The sequence below is a fragment of the Streptomyces buecherae genome, from assembly GCF_014295035.1.
GTDB lineage: Bacteria > Actinomycetota > Actinomycetes > Streptomycetales > Streptomycetaceae > Streptomyces > Streptomyces youssoufiensis.
Window position 1 is genome coordinate 8,142,595 of the sequence record NZ_CP060404.1, and the last position, 19,970, is coordinate 8,162,564.

Consider the following 19,970-nt stretch of genomic DNA (forward strand, 5'->3'; position numbering starts at 1 on the left):
CGCCGGCGAAGGCCGCCGGCACCCGATCGGTGGGCTCCTGACCAGCGGCGGAGCGCGGGCCGGCGCCTACGGTCGGTGACGGGCCGCGCACCGTAACCGGTCGTCGGGCCTGGCGGGTGCCGGCGGTCGCGGGAGGTTTCCCCGGGGCGGGGGAGGCGGGGCTGAGGGACGCGTTTGCGGGTACCCGCAGGGCCTGCATGGTCGAACGACGGGGCCACGGCCCGCGCGCCGCGCCGGGTGCTCGCGTGGCGCGGCGCGGGGAGACGGCGTGGCCCCGCGCACCGCGAGCCAAGGAGGCACCGTATGCCCATCGCCACCGTGAACCCGGCGACCGGCGAGACCCTGATGACCTTCGACGCACTGAGCGAGGAAGCGGTGCGGGAGCGGCTCGATCGGGCCGAGGCGGCCTTCGCCGACTACCGCACGACGAGCTTCGCCCACCGCGCCGAACTCCTGAACCGGGCCGCCGACCTGTTGGAAGCCGACCAGGAGACGATCGCGCGCACCGTCACCACCGAGATGGGCAAGCCGCTGGGCGCCGCCCGGGCCGAGGCCGCCAAGTGCGTGAAGGCGATGCGCTGGTACGCCCGGCACGCCGAGCACCTGCTCGCCGACGAGCAACCCGCGCCCGACGACGTCGCGGACTCCGGCGCGGTCCGCGCCTTCGTGCGCTACCGGCCGATCGGCCCGGTGCTCGCCGTCATGCCGTGGAACTTCCCGATCTGGCAGGTCGTGCGGTTCGCCGCGCCCGCCCTGATGGCCGGCAACGTGGGCCTGCTCAAGCACGCGTCGAACGTCCCGCAGACCGCGCTGTACCTGGAGGAGCTGTTCCGCAGGGCGGGGTTCCCCGCGGGTGTCTTCCAGACACTCCTGGTGGGCTCGGGCGCCATCGAGGGCATCCTGCGCGACCCGCGGGTGGCGGCGGCGACCCTGACCGGCAGCGAGCCCGCCGGGCAGTCGGTGGCCGCCATCGCCGGCGACGAGATCAAGAAGACCGTCCTGGAGCTGGGCGGCAGCGACCCGTACCTGGTGCTGCCGTCGGCCGACGTGGAGCGCGCGGCGCGCACGGCCGTCACCGCGCGGACCCAGAACGCGGGCCAGTCGTGCATCGCCGCCAAGCGCTTCATCGTGCACGAGCGGGTCTACGACGCGTTCACCGAGGCCTTCGTGGCGGGCATGCGGGCGCTGCGCGTCGGGGACCCGACGGACGAGGCCACCGACGTCGGCCCGCTGTCCAGCGAGGCGGGCCGCGCCGACCTGGAGGAACTGGTCGACGACGCGCTGCGGCACGGGGCGAACGCCCTGTGCGGCGCCCGCCGCCCGCCGGACCAGCCGGCCGGCTGGTTCTACGAGCCGACCGTGCTCACGCACCTCACCACCGACATGCGCATCCACCGGGAGGAGGCGTTCGGGCCGGTCGCGTCGCTGTACCGGGTGGCCGACCTGGACGAGGCGATCGCCCTCGCCAACGACACCTCCTTCGGGCTCAGCTCCAACGCGTGGACGCGCGACGAGGCCGAGCAGAAGCGGCTCATCCGCGACCTGGCCGCCGGCGGCGTCTTCTTCAACGGCATGACCGCCTCCCACCCGGCGCTCCCCTTCGGCGGCGTCAAGCGCTCCGGCTACGGCCGCGAGCTGGCCGGCCACGGCATCCGCGAGTTCTGCAACGTCACGACCGTCTGGTACGGCCCGCCGAACGGGTGAGCCGCCCGGGCGCGCGCGGCGCGCCCGGGCCGCCCGGTTCAGTCCGCCTGGGCCGGGCGCACCAGCACCCGCACCGTGCGCAGCCGCTCGTCCGCGGCGTCCGGGACACGCATCCCCGCGTCCACGCCGGTGTGCAGGTAGCGCAGCACCGGCTCGGTGAGCCGCTCGCCCGGCAGCGCGGCCGGGATGCCCGGCGGGTAGGGCGTGAGCATCTCCGCCGCGATCCGCCCGGCCGCCGCGGACGGCGGCACGTCCTCGGTGGCGCCGAAGTACGCGTCGCGCGGCAGGCACACCTGCTCAAGCCGCAACTCCCCAGGCGTGGGCACGGCCACCGGTGGCGCGTCCCGCAGCTCTGACGCGTGCGCCACCAGGTCGCGCAGCGCCGCCACCAGCGGCCGGGTCGTCGCGGCCGAGTCGGCGTGGGTGAGCTGCGTGCTGATCCGCCGGTGGTCCACGAGGTGCACGTCGATCCGGTGGTGCTCCCGCAACCACCGCGCCGCCCGGTAGCCGGTGGTGCCCGTCTCCGCGAGGTCGATCACCACCGGCAGCGGGTCGAGGTCCGCGGCACGCCCGGGTCCGACGAAGTCGGCGCGGTCACACACGTGCAGCCCCGGCAGCGTCTCGATCTCGGCCCGCACCTCCTGGGCCAGGTCGAGCGCGTCGCCGATGAGCTGCTTGCCGTGTTCGACCATCTGCCGGCGCCAGCCGTCCAGGCCCGCGTAGATCAGCACGGACGGGCTGGTGGTGCCCAACAGGTCGGCCCGGGAGGCGAGCACCGCGGGGTCGATCAGGTCTCCGCCGAGGTGGAAGACCGAGCCCTGTTCCAGGCCACTGCCCATCTTGTGGATGCTGGTCACGCACACGTCCGCGCCGGCGTCCATCGCCCAGGTCGGCAGGTCGGGGTGGAAGGGCAGGTGAGCGCCCCACGCCTCGTCCACGATCAGCGGCCGGCCGCGCCGGTGGCACACCTCGGCGATGCCGACCAGGTCCGCGCACGCGCCGTACGGGGTGGGGCTGGTGACCAGCGCGCCGCGCGCCTCGGGGTGGGCGGCGAACGCGGCCTCGAACGCCTCCGGGGACGGCGGGTGCGCCAGCCGGCGTTCCTCGTCCCACTGCGGCTCCACCCACACCGGGCTCACCCCGGAGAGGATCAACCCCGCGACGACGGACTTGTGCGCGTCCCGGCCGACCAGCAGCTTCTGCTGGGGGCCGGCCACCGACAGCATGGCCGCCTTGACGGACAGCGAGCTGCCGCAGGTGGAGAAGAACGTGAGCCGCGCGTGCACCGCCTCGGCCATCAACTCCTCGGCCTGCACCAGCACCTGACGCGACTCCTGATGGTCGTCGAGACCGCCGATGGCCAGCACGTCCGCGGCGAAGGCCGCGTCCCCCAGCACGGCCCGCACCCGTGGATCGGCGCCCCGCGCCTGTTTGTGGCCAGGGGGCGTGTACGAGAGTTCCCCGTCGGACTGGTAGCGGCTGAGAGCTTGCAGGATCGGCGCTTGGCTTTGGTCCATGCGCCACGGGTTCCCCGCGGGTCCGCGACCTATCACCGCGGTAGGCCGGTCGTGGCGTCCGCCGCGGCGCCTGGCCCGTACGTGATCTCCGTAGGTGATCTCCGCGCCCCAGGGGACGCCGGAGGCGAGCGGGTCTCTCTCCTCCGCTACGGTGCGCTCTCCGAGCCCGTGCTGACCACCGAGTCGGACCGGGTGGCGGTGGCTTCACCGAGGAGCCCCGCGTCGACTACCGGGTCTCCACGGGTGTCTACGGTGTCTCCCGCGACACCCTCAACCCCTACCCACCGGGCCCGCCGCTCGGCTTCGACCAACTCGTCCTCGACCCGCTCGCGGCCGACGCCCCACCACACGCCTACGATTTCGACGGCTACTGGCTCGACACCGGCCGACCCGACGCCACCGACCGCGCCAATGCCGAGTTCACCCAACGCCGCGGCGTCCTCATCAAGGGAGCGTGACCGACCCGATGCGCATCCTCGTCCTGGGAGCCGGCGGTTTCCTCGGCGAACACACCGTCCGGCACCTGCGCGCCCTGCCCGGCGCGCGGGTGCTCACCGGCGGTCGCTCGCCCGCAGCCGACGCCCACATCGACCTCGCCACCATCGGCGTGGACCAACTCACCGACACCCTGGCCGCGCTGCGCGTGGACGCCGTGGTCAACTGCGCGGGCGCGGTTGGCGGCGGCTCGCTCGCCCTGGCCGGCACCAACGCCCGTGGTCCGGCCGCCCTGTGCGCGGCGCTCGCCGACGCCGCCCCCGGCGCCCGCCTCGTCCACCTCGGCTCCGCCGCCGAGTACGGCGCCTCCAGCGGCGACCTCGCCCTCACCGAGTCCAGCCCCACCTACCCGTTCGGCGTCTACGGGGCCACCAAGCTCGCCGGCACGCTCGCCGTCACCTCGTCCGGGCTCGACGCGGTGGTGCTGCGGGTCTTCAACCCGATCGGCCCCGGCTCGCCCACCAGCAGCCTGCCCGGGCGGCTCGCCGCCCTGCTGCGCGACGCCGACCGCGAGGGCACCATCCGGGTGGGCGCCCTCTCCGCGTACCGCGACTTCATCGACGTCCGCGACGTGGCCCGGGCCATCGGCCGTGCCACCACCGCCCCCGCGCCACTGCCGCCCGTCCTCAACCTCGGCAGCGGCACCGCCCACCCCGTGCGGGCCGTCGCCACCGGGCTCGCGCGGCTGGCCGACTTCCACGGGCACATCGACGAGAGCGGCGCCGACTCGGGTCGTTCGCCGGCCGCCTCCCGCGCCTGGGCCGACATCACCACGACCACCGCGGCGCTGGACTGGGAGCCCCGCCACACCTTCGACCAGTCGCTCGCCGACCTGTGGGCCGCCGCCACCGGCCAGCCCCTCGACGCACCGCGATGAACCCCGCGCTCCCACCCCCGGGGCCCCTGCTCGTGCCGCAGTACGTCCACCCCACGGAGAACCCGGCGGCCTGGCGGGCGCTCCACGGGCGCGCGCGGCGGCTCCACGCCGTGGTGCTCAACGCGGCCGACGGCCCGGGCCGCCGCCGCGACCCCGCGTCCCACGCCGGGGCGCGGGACCCGCGCGCAGCGGCGTACGCCTGCTCGGCTACGTGGACACCGCGTACGGGCGCCGGTCGCCGCGAGCCCTACTCACCGACGTCCTGGTCACCTTCGCGGGCGACTGGGCCAGCTACCAGCGGGCCCGGGTCCCCGTGGACGATCGGGCACGCGTCGCGGCGGATGTGCCACCTGGTGTACGTGGTGCCCGATAACGAGCAAAAAAAGGTGGCCCGTACATCGTATGATCGCGGGGCGGCGCCGCACTGTGCGGTGCCGGGGGAGGGGAGCAACCCGTGGCGGTGTCCCCCGTCTGGTGGAGACAACGGCAGGGGAGACGACGGGTGACGGCGCGGACCTCGCTCGCGGCATGGACCGGCGCGGCACTGCTGGTGCTGGTCGGATGCTCGAACGATGACACGGACGGTGACACGAACGACGACCAGGCGGCCAGGCCGTCGCCGACCAGTTCCGGCGAGCAGGCCCCGCGCGAGCCGGGGGAGCGGGCCGCCGTGAAGTGGCAACCGCGTCCCGGCACCGGCTGGCAGTGGCAGCTCAACGGCCGCGTGGACACCAGCTTCGACGTGCCCGTCTACGACATCGACGGCTTCGACAACTCCGCGAAGACCGTGGCCGGCCTGCACGCCGACGGCCGCAAGGTGATCTGCTACATCAACGCCGGTGCCTGGGAGGACTGGCGCCCGGACGCCGACGCCTTCCCCGAGGCCGTACGCGGCAAGGGCAACGGCTGGGAGGGCGAGCGCTGGCTGGACATCCGCCAGCGCGACACGCTGCTGCCGCTGATGGCCAAGCGGATGGACATGTGCGTGGAGAAGGGCTTCGACGCCGTCGAGCCGGACCTGATGGACGGCTACCGCAACCGCACCGGCTTCCCCCTCACCGCCGCCGACCAACTCGCCTACAACCGCGGGTTGTCCAAGCTCGCCCACGAGCGCGGCCTCGCCGTGGGCCTGAAGAACGACCTCGACCAGATCCCCGAGCTGGTGGACGACTTCGAGTTCGCGGTCAACGAGGAGTGCGCCGAGTTCGGCGAGTGCGCCAAGCTCACGCCGTTCATCAAGGCGAACAAGGCCGTCTTCCACGTCGAGTACACGCTGCCGACCGACAAGTTCTGCCGTACCGCCAAGGACCTCGGCCTCAGCTCGATGCGCAAGCGCCTGGACCTCGACCCCTGGCGCGACGCCTGCTGACCCCCGCGCCCCGGAACCCCGACCTGCGCCCCGGCCACGGCCGCACGGCCTGGCCTGATCGCGCCGCCAGCCCGGGACCCCTCCAGGCCGCGCCGGCCTAGCATCGCCAGGGTGCGGGCAACCACGGGCTGAGGCGGGGTACATGGGTTGGTTGACACGCCGGCGGCGCTCGGGCAACGGGCCACGGCTGAGCCACGTGACGCGGGCCGCGGTGCGGGCGGCCAGGGCCCGGGCCGCCGCGGCCGGCCTGGAGCCGGACGACGACCGCTCCCGGCGGGGCACGGAGCGGCACATCGTCTTCCGTGGCGGCGACGCGGAGCTGGCCAAGCGGTACCTGCTGGACCTCCCGCCGGTCGAGGAGCGGCTGCTGCGCTACGTCGTGCGGACCCCGGACGGCACCTGGGGCAGGGACTCCGGGGGCCTGTACCTGGAGGCCCTGCGGCCGTGGCAGCGGGACGCGTCGGCCGCCGACTGCACGGGCACGGTCGTCGCCGTCGCGGGGCTCCGGGGCCTCGTCCTGGCGGCCCGTGGCCAGAGCGACAACTTCATCGCGGAGGTCGCCTGCGGCCGGTGCGAGCACGAGTGGTACGACGGCCTCCGCTACCAGGCCGTCACCGCCGTACGCTGCCCGCACTGCGGGGCGCTCAACGGCGTGGACAGCGGCTGCGTCAACGTCAACCCGTTCTAGCCAACCCTCGTCCGGCCGCCCGCCGACGGCCCCGGGGCCCGTGCGCACGCCCAACGGGCGGGCCGCGGCCCGGCGACCCGCCACCCCGGTCCCTAGAGCCGCACCACGGTGACCTCCGTGGCCTTGACGCTGGCCCACGCCGCGGTGCCCTCCGCGAGGCCGAGCTCCACCGCCGCCGCGGGGGTGATCTCGGCCACCAGGTCGGGCACCTGCGCCGAGCCGAGGACCACCCGCAACCGGCTGCCCACGGCCGTGATCTCCCGCACCCGGCCCGGCCACACGTTGCGCGGGCTCCCGCTCGGCCGCTCCCGGTGCAGCGAGACCGCCTCGGGCCCGAAGATCGCCAGCGCCGCGCCCGCCTCCCCGACGGCTTCCGCGCCCGCCTTCTCCGCCGCCCCGGCCGCCGGCGGGGCACCGGCCGCTTCCTCGCCCGTGACCGGGTGCGCTCCGCCGCCACTCGGCGCGGGCGGCGGGTCGGCGGCCACCAGGCGCCCCGGGCCCGGCAGCGCGAGGCCACCGTCCGCGGTGACGGTGCACCGCCAGGCGTTGCGGCCGAGCATGCGGGCCACCCAGGGCGACCTCGGGTGGCGGGTCACCTCGGTCGGCGTCGCGTACTGCACGACCCGCCCCCGCTCCAGCACCAGCACCCGGTCGGCGAGCGAGACCGCCTCCACCGGGTCGTGCGTGACGATCAGGCAGACGCCGTCGAAGGCGGCCAGATGCCGGCGCAGCGCGTGGCGCACCTGGGCGCGGGTCGTCTGGTCGAGCGCCGCGAGCGGCTCGTCGAGGAGCAGCAGACGTGGTCGTACCGCCAGCGCCCGGGCCAGTGCGACGCGCTGCGCCTGCCCGCCGGAGAGCTGGCCGGGCCGGCGCTGCGCGAGGTGCCCCACCCCGAGCCGCTCCAGCCACTCCCGCGCCACGCGGTGCGCCTCGGCCGCGCCGACGCCGCGCGCCCGCAGCCCGTACGCGGTGTTGCGCACCGCCGTCAGGTGCGGAAACAGCGCGCCGTCCTGGGGCACCCACGCCACCCCCCTGCGGTGTGCCGGGAGGTCGCCCACCTCCGCGTCGCCCAGCCGCAGCGTGGCCCGCGACCGGTCGGTGAGCCCGAGCAGGGCGCGCAGCAGCGTGGTCTTGCCGGCGCCGTTGGGCCCGACGACGGCTATGGTGGTGCCCGGTGGCGCGTCGAGGGTCAGCTCGTTGAAGCCGGTGAGTTCGGCTCGCAGCGACCAGCCGGCCCGCCCGGCACCGGGCGCCTCAGCGCTGCCACGCCGGCCGTCGCCGGCAGTGCTGCCACCAGGGGCGTCGCCGTCCGGGCCCGCCTGCGCGTCCGGGCCTCCCTCCGTGTCCACGCCCGGAGCGTCGAACAGCGCGTCGTCCGGGCGCCCGGACGGTTGGCCCGGTGCGGGCGGCCCGTCGCCGTCGTGCGCGGCCTCGCGCCGGGTGCCGCCGCCCGGCGCGCGGGTGCCGCCGGCCCATCGGCCACGCAGCGCGATCAGCACGGCCATCGCGATGCCGAGCAGCAGCAGGGACACCGAGGTGGCCGCCGCCGGATCGACCTGCAACAGCAGATAGACCTGGAGCGGCAACGTCTGGGTGACCCCCGGCAGGTTGCCGGCGAAGGTGATGGTGGCCCCGAACTCGCCCAGCGCCCTGGCCCAGGTCAGCGCGGCGCCCGCGAGCAACCCCGGCGCCACCAGCGGCAGCGTGACGGTACGGAAGACCCGCCACGGACCGGCACCGAGCGAGGCGGCCGTCTCCTCGTACCGGCGGTCCAACCCGGCGAGTGTGCCCTCCAGGCTGATGACCAGGAACGGCATCGCCACGAACGTCGCCGCGACCACCGCGCCCGCGGTGGAGAACGGCAGGGTGACACCGAACCAGTCCTCCAACACCCCGCCCAGCAGCCCCTTGCGGCCGAAGCCCAGCAGCAGCGCCACGCCGCCCACCGTCGGCGGCAGCACCATCGGCAGCAGGACCAGCGAGCGCACCAGCGTCTTGCCAGGCAGCGCACCCCGGGCGAGCACCCAGGCCAGCGGCACGCCGAGCACCACGGAGATGCCCAGCGACCAGAACGAGACGGTCAGCGACAGCCACAGCGCCTCCCGGACCGGCGCGCTGCCCAGGTGCGTTCCCAGCTCGGACCAGGAGGTGCGGGCCACCATGCCGGCCAGCGGGAGCAGCAGGAACGCGACCGCGAGGGCGGCCGGCAGGGCGAGCGCCAGCGGCGTGCCCGCCCGCGCGACCCGCCGCCCGCGCACCGGGCGCCGACCCTCGCGAACCGGCCTCGCCCGCTCCGGCCCCCGATCGGCCCCAGCCCGGGGAAGATGTTCGGGGTCGCCGCCCCCATCGCGCGCGCTGCGTTTCATCCGTGCCGGTTCCTTACGGGTTCAGGAGGGCTCAGGGGCGCTGGAACCCCGCCGCGCGGAGCACCTTCTGCGCCGTGGGCGAGGTCAGCCACCGGACGAACGAGGTGGCCTGCGCGTCGTGCCGGGAGGAGGTGAGGGGCGCGGCGGGGTAGGTGGCGATGGCGTTCTGGGCGTCGGGGATGGTCACGGTGTCGACGCTGCCCTTGGCGGTGGCCGCGTCGGTGACGTAGACGATGCCCGCGTCGGCCTCGCCGAGCGTGACCTTGCTGAGGACGGCCCGCACGCTCGGCTCCTGCGACACGGGCTTGACGCTCACGCGCTGCCCGTCGAGGACTGCCTGGCTGTAGCGGCCCACCGGCACCTCGGGCGCCGCCAGGACCACCTTCAGGTCCGCGTCGGAGAGGTCGCGCAGGCCGCGCACGCGGTGCGGGTTGCCCTCGCCCACCGCTATCACCAGCCGGTTCCTCGCGATGGTCGTCATCGGCCCGGTCTCGCCCCGCAAACCGCGCATCGTCGGCAGGTCCGCGGTGACCAGCGCGTCGGCCGGGGCGCCCTGCCGCACCTGCGCGGCCAGGTCCTGCGAGCCGGCGAAGGAGAACCGCACCCGCACGTCCGGGTGCTCCTTCTCGTACGCGTCGCCGACCTTGGCGAACACGTCGGTGAGCGAGGCCGCGGCCAACACGGTCAACTGGGTCCGGCCCTCCCCACCGCCACCGGCGGACTCGTCGCCGGAGCCGCACCCGGCCACGGTCAGCAGGGCGGCGAGGCACAGCGCGGCGGCGGCGATCCGGCGGCGCGGGCGGGCGAGGGACATGGACGGCTCCTTGGAGAGATCCCGGGCGGGGGCCGGCGCGGGCCCGGACCACGGCGGTACGGCGGGTCAGATCCGGTCGATGTGCACGTTGGTGGACTTCACCCGCGCGGTGGCGCGCACGCCCACCTCAAGGCCCAGCTCCTCCACGGCCTCCCGGGTGAGCAGCGAGACGAGCCGATGCGGCCCGGCCTGGATCTCCACCTGGGCCGCGACGTCACCGAGCTTGACGGCGGTGACGATGCCCGCGAAGGCGTTGCGCGCCGAGGTGTACGGCACGTCCTCCTCGCCGTCGGCGGCCTGCGCCAACTCCACGGAGAACGCCGCGAGGTGCCGGCCGTCGATCAGGCGCCGCCCACCCTCGTCGCGGTGCGTCTCGACGCGACCCGCGTCGGCCCACCGGCGCACGGTGTCGGCACTGACGCCGAGCAACCGCGCGGCCTGACCGATGCTGTAGGACTGCATGTGCGGGACAATAAGCGACCTCTGGCAGCACCTGCAAACCTACGAGCGGTAATCGCTCGCATCTGCTGCCTCGCCTCCACTGTCTGTGGGTCCCACGCCTTATCCCATGAGCGCGCTCCCACGCCCCACGCCAAGGCGGCGCACTGAAGCGCGTCGAGAGCGGGAACACCGGGCGCACCCTCCGCACGCCCACCCATGCGTCACCCCGCCGCCCCCGCCGGGTCACCCGGCGTACGGCGGGTGGCCTGATGCGCGGCGCCACGCGGACCGTACGGGCGGCGCAGCGCATGCGAGAGCCCCGGCTGCGCCGCACGGGTGGTGACGCGACCGGGGCGGGGAGGGGCGGGTCTGTCGGCGGCGGAACGGCGTGTGGGCTGGGGCCGCCCCGCCGGGGGCCGCTAGCGGGCGGCCGGCGCCGCCGCGGGCGGCACCACGATCGCCGTGACGACGAAGCCGTCGTGGATCACCCAGCGGCCGTCGAACCCGGTGAGGGGGAACCCGTCGGGGATGTCCGCCGACGGGAGCAGGCGGGCCCGGAAGGTGCCCTGGTGGGCGGGGCCCTCGGCGTCGCCGGCCACCGCGGCCTCCGGCGTGAAGGTCAACTCGGCGTCGGAGAAGTCGAGTTCACGCCGGGCCAGTGGGTACCACGCCTTGAAGACGCTCTCCTTGGCGCTGAACAGGAGCCGGTCCCAGTGCACCGGGCCGCCGGGCCCCCAGGCGCCGTCGGCGATCCGCTGGCCGCGCTCCCGCTCGGCCTCCAGCGACACGATGCCGAGCACGCCGTCGGGCAGCGGGGCGTGCGGTTCCGCGTCGATGCCGATCGAGCGGGCCGCCGTGTTCGGCGCCAGGGCCGCGGCGCGGTACCCGTCGCAGTGGGTCATGCTGCCCACCACGCCGTCGGGCCAGTTGGGCTCGCCGCGCTTGCCCGGCAGGACCGGGGTGGGCGGGAGGTCGAGGCCGGCCATCGCGCGCCGCGCGCAGGCGCGTACCGTGGTGAACTCGCGGCGCCGCTTGAGTACCGCGCGTTCGAGCAGCGCGGCCTCCTCGGGGAAGAGCGCGTCGGGCTCGGCGTCGGTGCGGACGGCCTCGGCCCAGGAGACGACGCGGGGGACCAGCGCGGTCGATATGACCGAAGCCGAAGAGGCGGGTGCCGCCTCGTTTGTCAAATCCTTCACCGTGGCCTCGTCCGCGTCCCGTCCCATGGCCAACCCCCGTTGTGCGTAAGCGCCTTGCAGGTCATTCTGTCCGTACCTTAGCGATCTGTCGCGCTTACCAGGGGGGAACGAGGGCAAGATCACAGTGTGCCCTACTCCTGTCGTTCACAAACCTCCCCTAGTCTCCGTCGCATGACGGTCCTGCCCGACGGGCTCCCCTTGGCAGCCGAGTTCCCGGACGCATCCCGAGAGCAGTGGCAACAGCTAGTTGGCCACGTGCTGCGCAAGTCCGGTGCGTCCGACGCCACCGGCGTCGCGGCCGAGGAGGCGCTCAGAACCCCGCTCCAAGACGGCATCTTCGCCCGCCCCCTCTACACCGCTGACGACGCCCCCGACGCGTCCGCCGTCGGCTACCCCGGCTTCCCTCCCTTCGTGCGCGGCGGGCGGCCCGAGGGAGCGGCGGTCGCCGGCTGGGACGTACGCCAACGCCACGCGCACCCCGACCCCGAGCGCACCCGGGAGGCGGTCCTCGCCGACCTGGAGAACGGGGTGTCCTCGCTGTGGTTGGCGGTCGGCGACGGGGGACTGCCCACCGACGCGCTGCCCCGGGCCCTGGACGGGGTCTACCTCGACCTGGCGACCGTCGCCCTCGACGCGGGCGCCGACTTCGCCGCCGCGGGCTCGGCCCTGCTCGCCCTCTACGACCAGCGCGAGGTGCCCCGGCACGCCGCGCTCGCCGTCCTCGGCGCCGACCCGTACGGCGTCCTGGCCCGCACCGGCCGCGCCGAGGCCCTGGACGGGCATCTGGCCGCCGCCACCGAACTGGCCCGCCGGGCCAGCCGCGACTACCCGGGCGTACGGGCGCTGAGCGTGGACGCGCTGCCCTACCACGAGGCCGGCGGCTCGACCGCCGAGGAACTCGGCTGCTCGCTCGCCGCCGGCGTCGGCTACCTGCGCGAACTGACCTCGGCCGGACTGCCCGTCGACGCGGCCCTGGCGCAACTGGAGTTCCGCTACGCGGCCACCGCCGACCAGTTCCTGACCATCGCCAAGCTGCGCGCCGCCCGCCGCCTGTGGGCCAGGGTCGCGCAGGTCTGCGGCGCGGCAGGCGGCAGCGCCGCCCAGCGGCAGCACGCGGTGACCTCGCCGGTGATGATGACCCGGCGCGACCCGTGGGTGAACATGCTGCGCACCACCGTCGCCACCCTGGGCGCCGGCGTCGGCGGCGCCGACGCCGTGACCGTGCTGCCCTTCGACAGCGAGCTGGGCCTGTCTGACGGCTTCGCCCGCCGCGTCGCCCGCAACACCTCCTCCATCCTCATCGAGGAGTCGCACCTGGCCCGCGTCATCGACCCGGCCGGCGGCTCCTGGTACGTGGAGCGGCTGACCGCCGAGGTCGCCGAGGCCGCCTGGGCCTTCTTCCAGGAGATCGAGGCCGCCGGCGGCATGGCCGACGGGCTCACCTCCGGCCTGATCCCCGACCGGCTCGCCGCCACCTGGCAGCGCCGCTCGAAGGACCTCGCCCGACGCAAGGAGCCGATCACCGGCGTTAGCGAGTTCCCGCTGCTGGACGAGCGCCCCATCGAGCGCGAGCCGGCCCCGGCCGTGGCGACGCCGGAGGGCGGCCTGCCCCGGGTGCGCCGCGACGAGGCGTACGAGCGGCTCCGGGCCCGCGGCGACGCCCACCGGGCGACGGCGGGGGAGCGGCCGAAGGTCTTCCTCGCGACGCTCGGCCCGGCCGCCGCGTACACCGCCCGCGCCACCTTCGCCGCCAACCTCTTCCAGGCCGGCGGCATCGAGGCCGTGCGGGAACAGGCCGGCACCGACCCGCTGGCGGCGGCCGAGGCGTTCGCCGCCAGCGGCGCGCGGATCGCCTGCCTGTGCTCGACCGACCAGCTCTACGCCGAGCAGGCCGCGGACGCCGCCACTCGGCTCAAGGCCGCGGGAGCCACCCGGGTCTATCTGGCGGGCCGCCCCGGCGAGCGGCGGGAAGACTACGAGCGGGCCGGGGTGGACGAGTTCGTCTTCGCGGGCTGCGACGCGGTCGAGGTGCTGACCTCGGCCCTGAACACCATGGGGATTGCGTGATGCGAGGCGAAGCAGCAGCGACGGGTCAGATCCCGAACTTCGCGGACGTCGAACTGGCCGAGGAGGGCGGGAGTCCCGGCCCCACCGCCGACGACTGGCGCGCCGCGCTCCGCGAGAGCACCGGCAAGGACCAGGACGCGCTGGTCTGGGAGACGCCCGAGGGCATCGGCGTCAAGCCGCTCTACGGCGCCGAGGACCTGGCCGGCGTCGACTTCCTGAACACCTACCCGGGCATCGCGCCCTACCTGCGCGGCCCGTACCCGACGATGTACGTCAACCAGCCGTGGACGGTGCGCCAGTACGCGGGCTTCTCCACCGCCGAGGAGTCCAACGCCTTCTACCGGCGCAACCTCGCCGCGGGGCAGAAGGGCCTGTCGGTCGCCTTCGACCTGCCCACCCACCGCGGCTACGACAGCGACCACCCGCGGGTGACCGGCGACGTCGGCATGGCGGGCGTGGCCATCGACTCGATCTACGACATGCGGCAGCTCTTCGACGGCATCCCGCTGGACAAGATGAGCGTGTCGATGACGATGAACGGCGCGGTGCTGCCCGTGCTCGCGCTGTACATCGTCGCGGCCGAGGAACAGGGCGTCGCGCCCGAGAAGCTGGCCGGAACCATTCAGAACGACATTCTGAAGGAGTTCATGGTCCGCAACACCTACATCTACCCGCCGCAACCCTCCATGCGGATCATCTCCGACATCTTCGCGTACACCTCGCAGAAGATGCCGCGCTACAACTCCATCTCCATCTCCGGCTACCACATCCAGGAGGCCGGAGCCACCGCCGACCTGGAGCTGGCGTACACCCTCGCCGACGGTGTGGAGTACCTGCGGGCCGGGCTGGACGCGGGCATGGACGTGGACGCCTTCGCGCCGCGCCTCTCTTTCTTCTGGGCCATCGGCATGAACTTCTTCATGGAGATCGCCAAGCTGCGCGCGGCCCGCCTGCTGTGGGCCAAGCTGGTCAAGCAGTTCGACCCGCAGAACGCCAAGTCCCTCTCCCTGCGCACTCATTCGCAGACCTCGGGCTGGTCGCTGACCGCGCAGGACGTGTTCAACAACGTCGCCCGCACCTGCGTCGAGGCCATGGCCGCAACCCAGGGCCACACCCAGTCGCTGCACACCAACGCGCTCGACGAGGCGCTGGCGCTGCCCACCGACTTCTCCGCCCGCATCGCCCGCAACACCCAACTCCTGCTCCAGCAGGAGTCGGGCACCACCCGGGCCATCGACCCGTGGGGCGGCAGCGCGTACGTGGAGCGCCTCACCCACGACCTCGCGCGCCGCGCCTGGCAGCACATCGAGGAGGTCGAGGCCGCCGGCGGCATGGCCAAGGCCATCGACGCGGGCATCCCCAAGCTGCGCGTCGAGGAGGCCGCCGCGCGCACCCAGGCCCGTATCGACTCGGGCCGGCAGCCGGTGATCGGCATCAACAAGTACCGGGTGGACAGCGACGAGCAGATCGACGTCCTCAAGGTCGACAACTCCGCCGTGCGGGCCCAGCAGATCGACAAGCTGCGCCGGTTGCGCGAGGAGCGGGACGAGCAGGCGTGCCAGGACGCGCTGCGGGCGCTGACCGGCGCCGCTCGGGACGGCGCCCAGCGCGGCGGCGGCCTGGAGGGCAACCTGCTGGCCCTGGCCGTGAACGCGGCCCGGGCCAAGGCCACCGTCGGCGAGATCTCGGACGCCCTGGAGCAGGTGTACGGGCGGCACTCCGGCCAGATCCGTACGATCTCCGGTGTGTACCGAGACGAGGCAGGAACGTCATCAGGCGTGGAGCGCACCCGGGCGCTGGTCCGCGCCTTCGAGGAGGCCGAGGGCCGGCGCCCGCGCATCCTGGTCGCCAAGATGGGCCAGGACGGGCACGACCGGGGCCAGAAGGTGATCGCCACCGCCTTCGCCGACCTCGGCTTCGACGTGGACGTCGGCCCGCTGTTCCAGACCCCCGCCGAGGTCGCCCGGCAGGCGGTGGAGGCCGACGTGCACATCGTCGGCGTCTCCTCGCTGGCCGCCGGCCACCTCACGCTGGTGCCCGCGCTGCGCGAGCAACTGGCCGAGGCGGGGCGGGAGGACATCACCATCGTGGTGGGCGGCGTCATCCCGCCGCAGGACGTCGAGACCCTGCGCGAGATGGGCGCGGCAGCCGTCTTCCCACCCGGCACGGTGATCCCCGACGCCGCCTACGACCTGGTCACGTCGCTGGGCGCGGCGCTCGGCCACGAGCTGTGAGCCCATGCCACCCAAGATCGACATCGACCAGTACGTACGCGGTATCCGCGAGGGCTCGCGGGCGCACATCGCCCGCGCCATCACCCTCGTGGAGTCCACCAGGCCCGACCACCGGGCGCTCGCCCAGCAGTTGCTGATCGAACTGCTGCCGTACGCGGGGGGCGCCCGCCGCGTGGGCGTCAGCGGCGTGCCGGGCGTCGGCAAGTCCACCTTCATCGACGCGCTCGGCACCCTGCTCACCGAGCGCGGCCACCGGGTCGCGGTGCTCGCCGTCGACCCGTCCTCCAGCCGCACGGGCGGCTCCATCCTGGGCGACAAGACCCGGATGGAGCGCCTGGCCGTGGACCCGGCCGCCTTCGTCCGCCCCTCACCCACCTCGGGCACCCTGGGCGGCGTCGCCAGGGCGACCCGGGAGACCATCGTGCTGATGGAGGCCGCGGGGTACGACGTGGTGCTGGTGGAGACCGTGGGCGTGGGCCAGTCCGAGACGGCGGTGGCCGGCATGGTGGACACCTTCCTGCTGCTCACCCTGGCCCGCACCGGTGACCAGCTCCAGGGCATCAAGAAGGGCGTCGTGGAGCTGGCCGACCTGGTGGCGGTCAACAAGGCCGACGGCCCGCACGAGCGTGACGCCCGCTCCGCGGCCCGCGAACTGGCCGGCGCCCTACGGTTGCTGCGCCCGCAGGCGGCCCCGTCATCGGCTCCCGCCGCCGGGCCCGCGGGCACGCGCGGCGGCGGCGACGCGCCGCCGCACCCGGACGAGGTGTGGAACCCCCCGGTGCTGACCTGTAGCGCCCGCGAGGGCACGGGCCTCGACGCGCTGTGGGAGCGCGTCGAGGCACACCGCAAGGTCCTGGACGCGACCGGCGCGCTCGAGGCCAAGCGGCGCGACCAGCAGGTGGAGTGGGTCTGGTCGATGGTCAGGGACCAACTCCTGACCCAGCTCCGCGAGCACCCCGCGGTACGCCGGGTGGGACCCGAGGTCGAACGCCAGGTCCGGGAGGGCACGCTCACGGCCTCCCTGGCGGCCGAACGCGTCCTGGCCGCGTTCGCCTCGCCGACCACCGGCGAGGAGTCCGGCGCGTCGCTCAACGGGGGCGCGCCCCGCATCTGAGGCGGCCCGTGCCGGCCGGGCGCCCCGCGCGCCCGGCCGGCCGGGGCCGGGCCTAGCCGGCCGGGGCGACCAGCGTGGGGGACTGCCGCGAGCGGCGCAGCGCGTCGGCGACGAAGCCGCTCGCCTTCAACTCCTCCACGAGGTCGCGCAGGAAGTCGACCGTCGCCGGCTCGCGGTCCCTGGTGGTGCCCACGGCCTGCCGGATGTGCATGAACGGCTCCGTGAGCAGGCGCAGGTCCGGCTGCGCCGCGACGTACTCCGTCAGCGGCTCCCGGATGCCGGCCGCGACCTCAAGGCCCTCGGCGCGGAAGGCCGTCACACCCTCGTCGCCGCGCACCACGCTGGCGTGGCGCAGGGTGCGGGAGAGGAACAGGTCGTACGCGGACCCGCGCTTGACGCCGATGCGCACGCCCGCCCGGTCCACGTCGGCGGCGGTGACGAACGGTGCGCCGTGGGGCACGGCGTACACGCCCTCGATGAGCGCGTACGGGGCGGTGAAGGCGACGTCCGCCTCCCGGGCGGGCTCGACGGCCAAGAAGCACAGGTCCGCCTCGCCCGTCGCCATCGCCTCGTACGACTCGCGTGCCGCGTCGAAGCAGCGGAACGCGACCGGGACGCCCAGCCGCGCGCCGACCTCGCGCGCGAGGTCCACCGTGATGCCGGCCGGAGCCGTCGGCGTGCCCTGGGCCAGGACCGGGTTGCCCAGGTTGATGGAGGCCCGCAGGGTGCCGAGCGGGGCGAGGTCCCGCGCTATGTCGGTGATCGCGTTCGTCATGGCCCGGAGTCTAGGCCGCCCGCCTCGCCCGTCGCCGCGCGGAACCGTCGGTCACGGGCGGGCCGCCAGGCCCAACTCCTCCGGTCCCAGGTCCGCGAAGAACCGCTCCACGTCGGCCGGGCTCACCTCCGCGAGGTGGGCCGGACTCCAGCGGGGCCGGCGGTCCTTGTCGACCACCTGCGCGCGCACGCCCTCCACCAGGTCCGGCGTGGTCAGCGCGGCGCAGGAGACCCGGTACTCCTGGTCCAGGACCGGCTCCAGGGCGCCGAGTCGCCGGGCCCGGCGCAGCGCGCTCAGGGTCACCTTCAGCGCGGTGGGCGACTTGCCCGCGACGCGCTCCGCCGCCTCCTTGGCCGCCGGCACGCCGCAGTCGCGCAGCCGGGTCAAGATCTCCTCGACGGAGTCGGCGGCGTAGCACGCGTCGATCCACTCGCGGTGCTCGTCCCACTCGCTGGCCGGCGTCGGCGCGGCGAACCGATCCACCGCCTCCGCCGGCGTGTCGGTCTCCAACGCGGCCTTGAACGCGTCCAGTCGCTCGGCCGGTACGAAGTGGTCCGCGAAGCCGCACGCGATGGCGCCACCCGCCGCCATCCGGTCCGTGGTCAGCGCCAGGTGCGTGCCCAACTCGCCGGGCGCGGAGGCCAACAGGTGCGTGCCGCCCACGTCGGGCACGAAGCCGATGCCGACCTCCGGCATCGCGACCGTCGAACGCTCGGTCACCACGCGCACCCCGCCGTGCGCGGAGACCCCGACGCCGCCGCCCATCACGATGCCGTCCATGAGCGCCACGTACGGCTTGGGGTAGCGGGCGATGTGGGCGTTGAGCACGTACTCGTCGCGCCAGAACGCGCGGGAGGCGGTGCCGCCGGCGCGGGCGTCCTCGTAGATGGCCCGGATGTCGCCGCCCGCGCACAGGCCGCGCTCGCCGGCCCCCTCGATGACCACCGTGCGCACCGCGTCGTCGTGCTCCCACGCGGTCAGCGCGGCGTCGAGGGCGCGCACCATGGCGTGGCTGAGGGAGTTGAGGGCCTTGGGGCGGTTGAGGGTCAGCGTGGCGGACCTGCCGCGCACGCGGGTCAGGACGTCTTCGGCGGCGGGGGAGTGGTTCATCGGTTCGCTCCGGTCGGGTCGCTCGCGACGGCGCGTCGCGTGGTCTCGATGGCTGGGCCTGGCGCGCTGCTGGTGCGATCCTCTCAACCGGGCCACGCCGCCCGGACACTCCCCCCGCCTCCGTCGGTCCCGTCGCGATGGCCGGGCCGCGACGCCCGTGGACGGAACGGCTAGCCTGGTCCGCGCCCAGGCGTCGGGCGCCCCGACCGCGGGCCCCGGCCAGATGCGGAGAGGACGGCCGACACCGATGCCCGAGCCCGCCAGGCCAGCGTCGCCCACCCAGGCGCTGCACACGGTCGCCCGGATCGGGCCGTTCTTCGCCGTCCGCACCGACCCACCGGGCCCGGCCGGCCCTCGGGCCGAGGGCTACGTGCCGCTCGCCGAGGTGTACGCCGCGGGCCCACCGGCAGCCGACCGCCTGGAGGCCGCCCCGCCCGCGTTGCGCCACCGCTACACCACGGTCGCGCGGCGGCTTGGCACCGACGAACTCCGGGTGGCGGCCTCGCTCAGCTTCCAGGGGCTGGCCGGGCGGCTGTGGTCGCTGGCGGTGGGCCGCGCCGCGCTGACCGGCCAGGCTCCCGACCTGGAGCCGAGGCGCCTGTGGTGGCACCCCGAGCACGGCGCCCCGCGCGAGCTGTGGCTGCCCGACGCCGACGCGCCGCCGGACCCCGTCGACCCCGTGCCAGCCGCGGACCTGGCCGAACGGGTGCGGGCCGAGGTCATCGACCAGCACCTGGCCCCGCTGCATCGGGTGGCCGCGGCGGCCTCCGGACTCTCGGGCGCCCTGCTGTGGGGGAACGCCGGCTCGGCGCTGGCCGGCGCCCTGGGCGTACTCCACGGCTGGCTGCACGCGCCGGCGCAGCCGGGCGACGGCATCACGACCGAGGACCGCGAGGCGGCCACGGTCCGCGCGCGGACGCTGGCCCGCGACCTGTTCGCCACCGAACCGCTGCGCTCCACCGGCCACTGGAGCCCGGGCCCCCGCCCGACGTTCCGGCGCGGCACCTGCTGCCTCTACTACCGGGTGCCGGGCGGCGGCCTGTGCGGCGACTGCGTCCTGCCCCGCGTGCCCGGACGCTGACCCACGGCCGGCCCGCGAGCCCCGGGACCCGGCGGTGCCGGGGCCGGGGTCACTGCGCGGCGGCCCGGTCGCGGGCCGATCGCAGCAGGTCAGTAGAGTGCGGCTGCTGCCATCCCCGACCG

General features: G+C 75.0%; 15 protein-coding genes and 1 pseudogene. 9 read left to right on the forward strand and 7 right to left on the reverse strand.

Annotated elements, in window-relative coordinates; genetic code table 11:
- The first annotated feature begins 303 nt into the window (after positions 1-303).
- On the forward strand, positions 304-1,704 hold the full coding sequence (locus H7H31_RS32280) for an NADP-dependent succinic semialdehyde dehydrogenase (RefSeq protein WP_187064458.1): 1,401 nt from the start codon (positions 304-306) through the stop codon (positions 1,702-1,704).
- 38 nt (positions 1,705-1,742) lie between these two features.
- Here H7H31_RS32280 and H7H31_RS32285 read toward each other — a convergent pair whose 3' ends face one another.
- Positions 1,743-3,221 carry an aminotransferase class I/II-fold pyridoxal phosphate-dependent enzyme gene (locus H7H31_RS32285; protein ID WP_187064459.1) on the reverse strand — a complete coding sequence of 493 codons (1,479 nt, stop codon included), beginning with the start codon at positions 3,219-3,221 and terminating at the stop codon, positions 1,743-1,745.
- Positions 3,222-3,389: 168 nt separating this feature from the next.
- On the opposite strand from H7H31_RS32285, the pseudogene H7H31_RS34485 reads away from it, so the two are divergent.
- From H7H31_RS34485 to H7H31_RS32300, 4 genes and pseudogenes are all read left to right on the forward strand, one after another.
- A pseudogene (locus H7H31_RS34485) lies at positions 3,390-3,679 on the forward strand (nucleotidyltransferase family protein); the annotation flags it as partial.
- Positions 3,680-3,687: 8 nt separating this feature from the next.
- On the forward strand, positions 3,688-4,593 hold the full coding sequence (locus tag H7H31_RS32290; protein WP_187064476.1) for an NAD-dependent epimerase/dehydratase family protein: 906 nt from the start codon (positions 3,688-3,690) through the stop codon (positions 4,591-4,593).
- Positions 4,594-5,263: 670 nt separating this feature from the next.
- Positions 5,264-5,962, forward strand: a complete 699-nt coding sequence (locus H7H31_RS32295) for an endo alpha-1,4 polygalactosaminidase (RefSeq protein ID WP_308118062.1) — start codon at positions 5,264-5,266, stop codon at positions 5,960-5,962.
- A 142-nt stretch (positions 5,963-6,104) separates the two neighbouring features.
- Positions 6,105-6,650, forward strand: coding sequence for a hypothetical protein (locus H7H31_RS32300; RefSeq protein ID WP_187064460.1), 546 nt, complete (start codon positions 6,105-6,107; stop codon positions 6,648-6,650).
- A 92-nt stretch (positions 6,651-6,742) separates the two neighbouring features.
- Here the strand turns inward: H7H31_RS32300 and H7H31_RS32305 are convergent, their stop codons facing one another.
- The 4 genes from H7H31_RS32305 to H7H31_RS32320 all read right to left on the reverse strand — a co-directional run bounded on the left by H7H31_RS32305 (position 6,743) and on the right by H7H31_RS32320 (position 11,419).
- A complete protein-coding gene (locus tag H7H31_RS32305; protein WP_372456082.1) occupies positions 6,743-8,908 on the reverse strand; it encodes an ABC transporter permease in 2,166 nt (721 codons plus the stop codon).
- A 139-nt stretch (positions 8,909-9,047) separates the two neighbouring features.
- Positions 9,048-9,830 (reverse strand): molybdate ABC transporter substrate-binding protein, encoded by a 783-nt coding sequence (modA, locus tag H7H31_RS32310; protein ID WP_187064462.1) that lies wholly within the window; start codon positions 9,828-9,830, stop codon positions 9,048-9,050.
- Positions 9,831-9,896: 66 nt separating this feature from the next.
- Entirely contained in the window at positions 9,897-10,292 is a 396-nt protein-coding gene (locus tag H7H31_RS32315; RefSeq protein WP_176160163.1) for a TOBE domain-containing protein, read from the reverse strand.
- Between the two features lie 398 nt (positions 10,293-10,690).
- The gene (locus H7H31_RS32320) at positions 10,691-11,419 is read right to left on the reverse strand and encodes a 4'-phosphopantetheinyl transferase family protein (RefSeq protein ID WP_232110401.1); all 729 of its coding nucleotides are present in this window, start codon (positions 11,417-11,419) and stop codon (positions 10,691-10,693) included.
- A 219-nt stretch (positions 11,420-11,638) separates the two neighbouring features.
- On the opposite strand from H7H31_RS32320, the gene H7H31_RS32325 reads away from it, so the two are divergent.
- Genes H7H31_RS32325 through meaB form a run of 3 tightly spaced genes read left to right on the forward strand, consistent with a single transcriptional unit; the run spans position 11,639 to position 16,882 of the window.
- A complete protein-coding gene (locus tag H7H31_RS32325; RefSeq protein ID WP_187064464.1) occupies positions 11,639-13,534 on the forward strand; it encodes a methylmalonyl-CoA mutase family protein in 1,896 nt (631 codons plus the stop codon).
- Positions 13,534-15,768: a methylmalonyl-CoA mutase gene (gene scpA / locus H7H31_RS32330; RefSeq protein ID WP_187064465.1), complete on the forward strand. Its 2,235-nt coding sequence runs from the start codon at positions 13,534-13,536 to the stop codon at positions 15,766-15,768. The genes H7H31_RS32325 and scpA overlap by 1 nt, the downstream gene beginning before the upstream one ends.
- Before the next feature lie 4 nt (positions 15,769-15,772).
- Complete coding sequence (gene meaB / locus H7H31_RS32335) at positions 15,773-16,882, forward strand: methylmalonyl Co-A mutase-associated GTPase MeaB (RefSeq protein ID WP_187064466.1); 1,110 nt, start codon at positions 15,773-15,775, stop codon at positions 16,880-16,882.
- 52 nt (positions 16,883-16,934) lie between these two features.
- On the opposite strand, the gene H7H31_RS32340 is transcribed toward meaB, so the two are convergent.
- Both H7H31_RS32340 and H7H31_RS32345 read right to left on the reverse strand, forming a co-directional pair.
- Positions 16,935-17,657 (reverse strand): transporter substrate-binding domain-containing protein, encoded by a 723-nt coding sequence (locus H7H31_RS32340; protein ID WP_187064467.1) that lies wholly within the window; start codon positions 17,655-17,657, stop codon positions 16,935-16,937.
- Positions 17,658-17,708: 51 nt separating this feature from the next.
- The gene (locus H7H31_RS32345; protein WP_187064468.1) at positions 17,709-18,767 is read right to left on the reverse strand and encodes an enoyl-CoA hydratase/isomerase family protein; all 1,059 of its coding nucleotides are present in this window, start codon (positions 18,765-18,767) and stop codon (positions 17,709-17,711) included.
- Positions 18,768-19,014: 247 nt separating this feature from the next.
- Here H7H31_RS32345 and H7H31_RS32350 point away from each other — a divergent pair, with 247 nt between their 5' ends.
- Positions 19,015-19,848: a (2Fe-2S)-binding protein gene (locus tag H7H31_RS32350; RefSeq protein WP_187064469.1), complete on the forward strand. Its 834-nt coding sequence runs from the start codon at positions 19,015-19,017 to the stop codon at positions 19,846-19,848.
- Positions 19,849-19,970 lie beyond the last annotated feature (122 nt).

Excerpts from the sequence above, each read along its gene's own strand:
- H7H31_RS32285 (WP_187064459.1), bottom strand. The coding sequence starts at position 3,221 with ATGGACCAAAGCCAAGCGCCGATCCTGCAAGCTCTCAGCCGCTACCAG.
- H7H31_RS32340 (WP_187064467.1), bottom strand. The coding sequence starts at position 17,657 with ATGACGAACGCGATCACCGACATAGCGCGGGACCTCGCCCCGCTCGGC.
- H7H31_RS32325 (WP_187064464.1), top strand. The coding sequence starts at position 11,639 with ATGACGGTCCTGCCCGACGGGCTCCCCTTGGCAGCCGAGTTCCCGGAC.
- scpA (WP_187064465.1), top strand. The coding sequence starts at position 13,534 with ATGCGAGGCGAAGCAGCAGCGACGGGTCAGATCCCGAACTTCGCGGAC.
- H7H31_RS32290 (WP_187064476.1), top strand. The coding sequence starts at position 3,688 with ATGCGCATCCTCGTCCTGGGAGCCGGCGGTTTCCTCGGCGAACACACC.
- H7H31_RS32315 (WP_176160163.1), bottom strand. The coding sequence starts at position 10,292 with ATGCAGTCCTACAGCATCGGTCAGGCCGCGCGGTTGCTCGGCGTCAGT.
- H7H31_RS32280 (WP_187064458.1), top strand. The coding sequence starts at position 304 with ATGCCCATCGCCACCGTGAACCCGGCGACCGGCGAGACCCTGATGACC.
- H7H31_RS32345 (WP_187064468.1), bottom strand. The coding sequence starts at position 18,767 with ATGAACCACTCCCCCGCCGCCGAAGACGTCCTGACCCGCGTGCGCGGC.
- modA (WP_187064462.1), bottom strand. The coding sequence starts at position 9,830 with ATGTCCCTCGCCCGCCCGCGCCGCCGGATCGCCGCCGCCGCGCTGTGC.
- meaB (WP_187064466.1), top strand. The coding sequence starts at position 15,773 with ATGCCACCCAAGATCGACATCGACCAGTACGTACGCGGTATCCGCGAG.
- H7H31_RS32300 (WP_187064460.1), top strand. The coding sequence starts at position 6,105 with ATGGGTTGGTTGACACGCCGGCGGCGCTCGGGCAACGGGCCACGGCTG.
- H7H31_RS32350 (WP_187064469.1), top strand. The coding sequence starts at position 19,015 with ATGCCCGAGCCCGCCAGGCCAGCGTCGCCCACCCAGGCGCTGCACACG.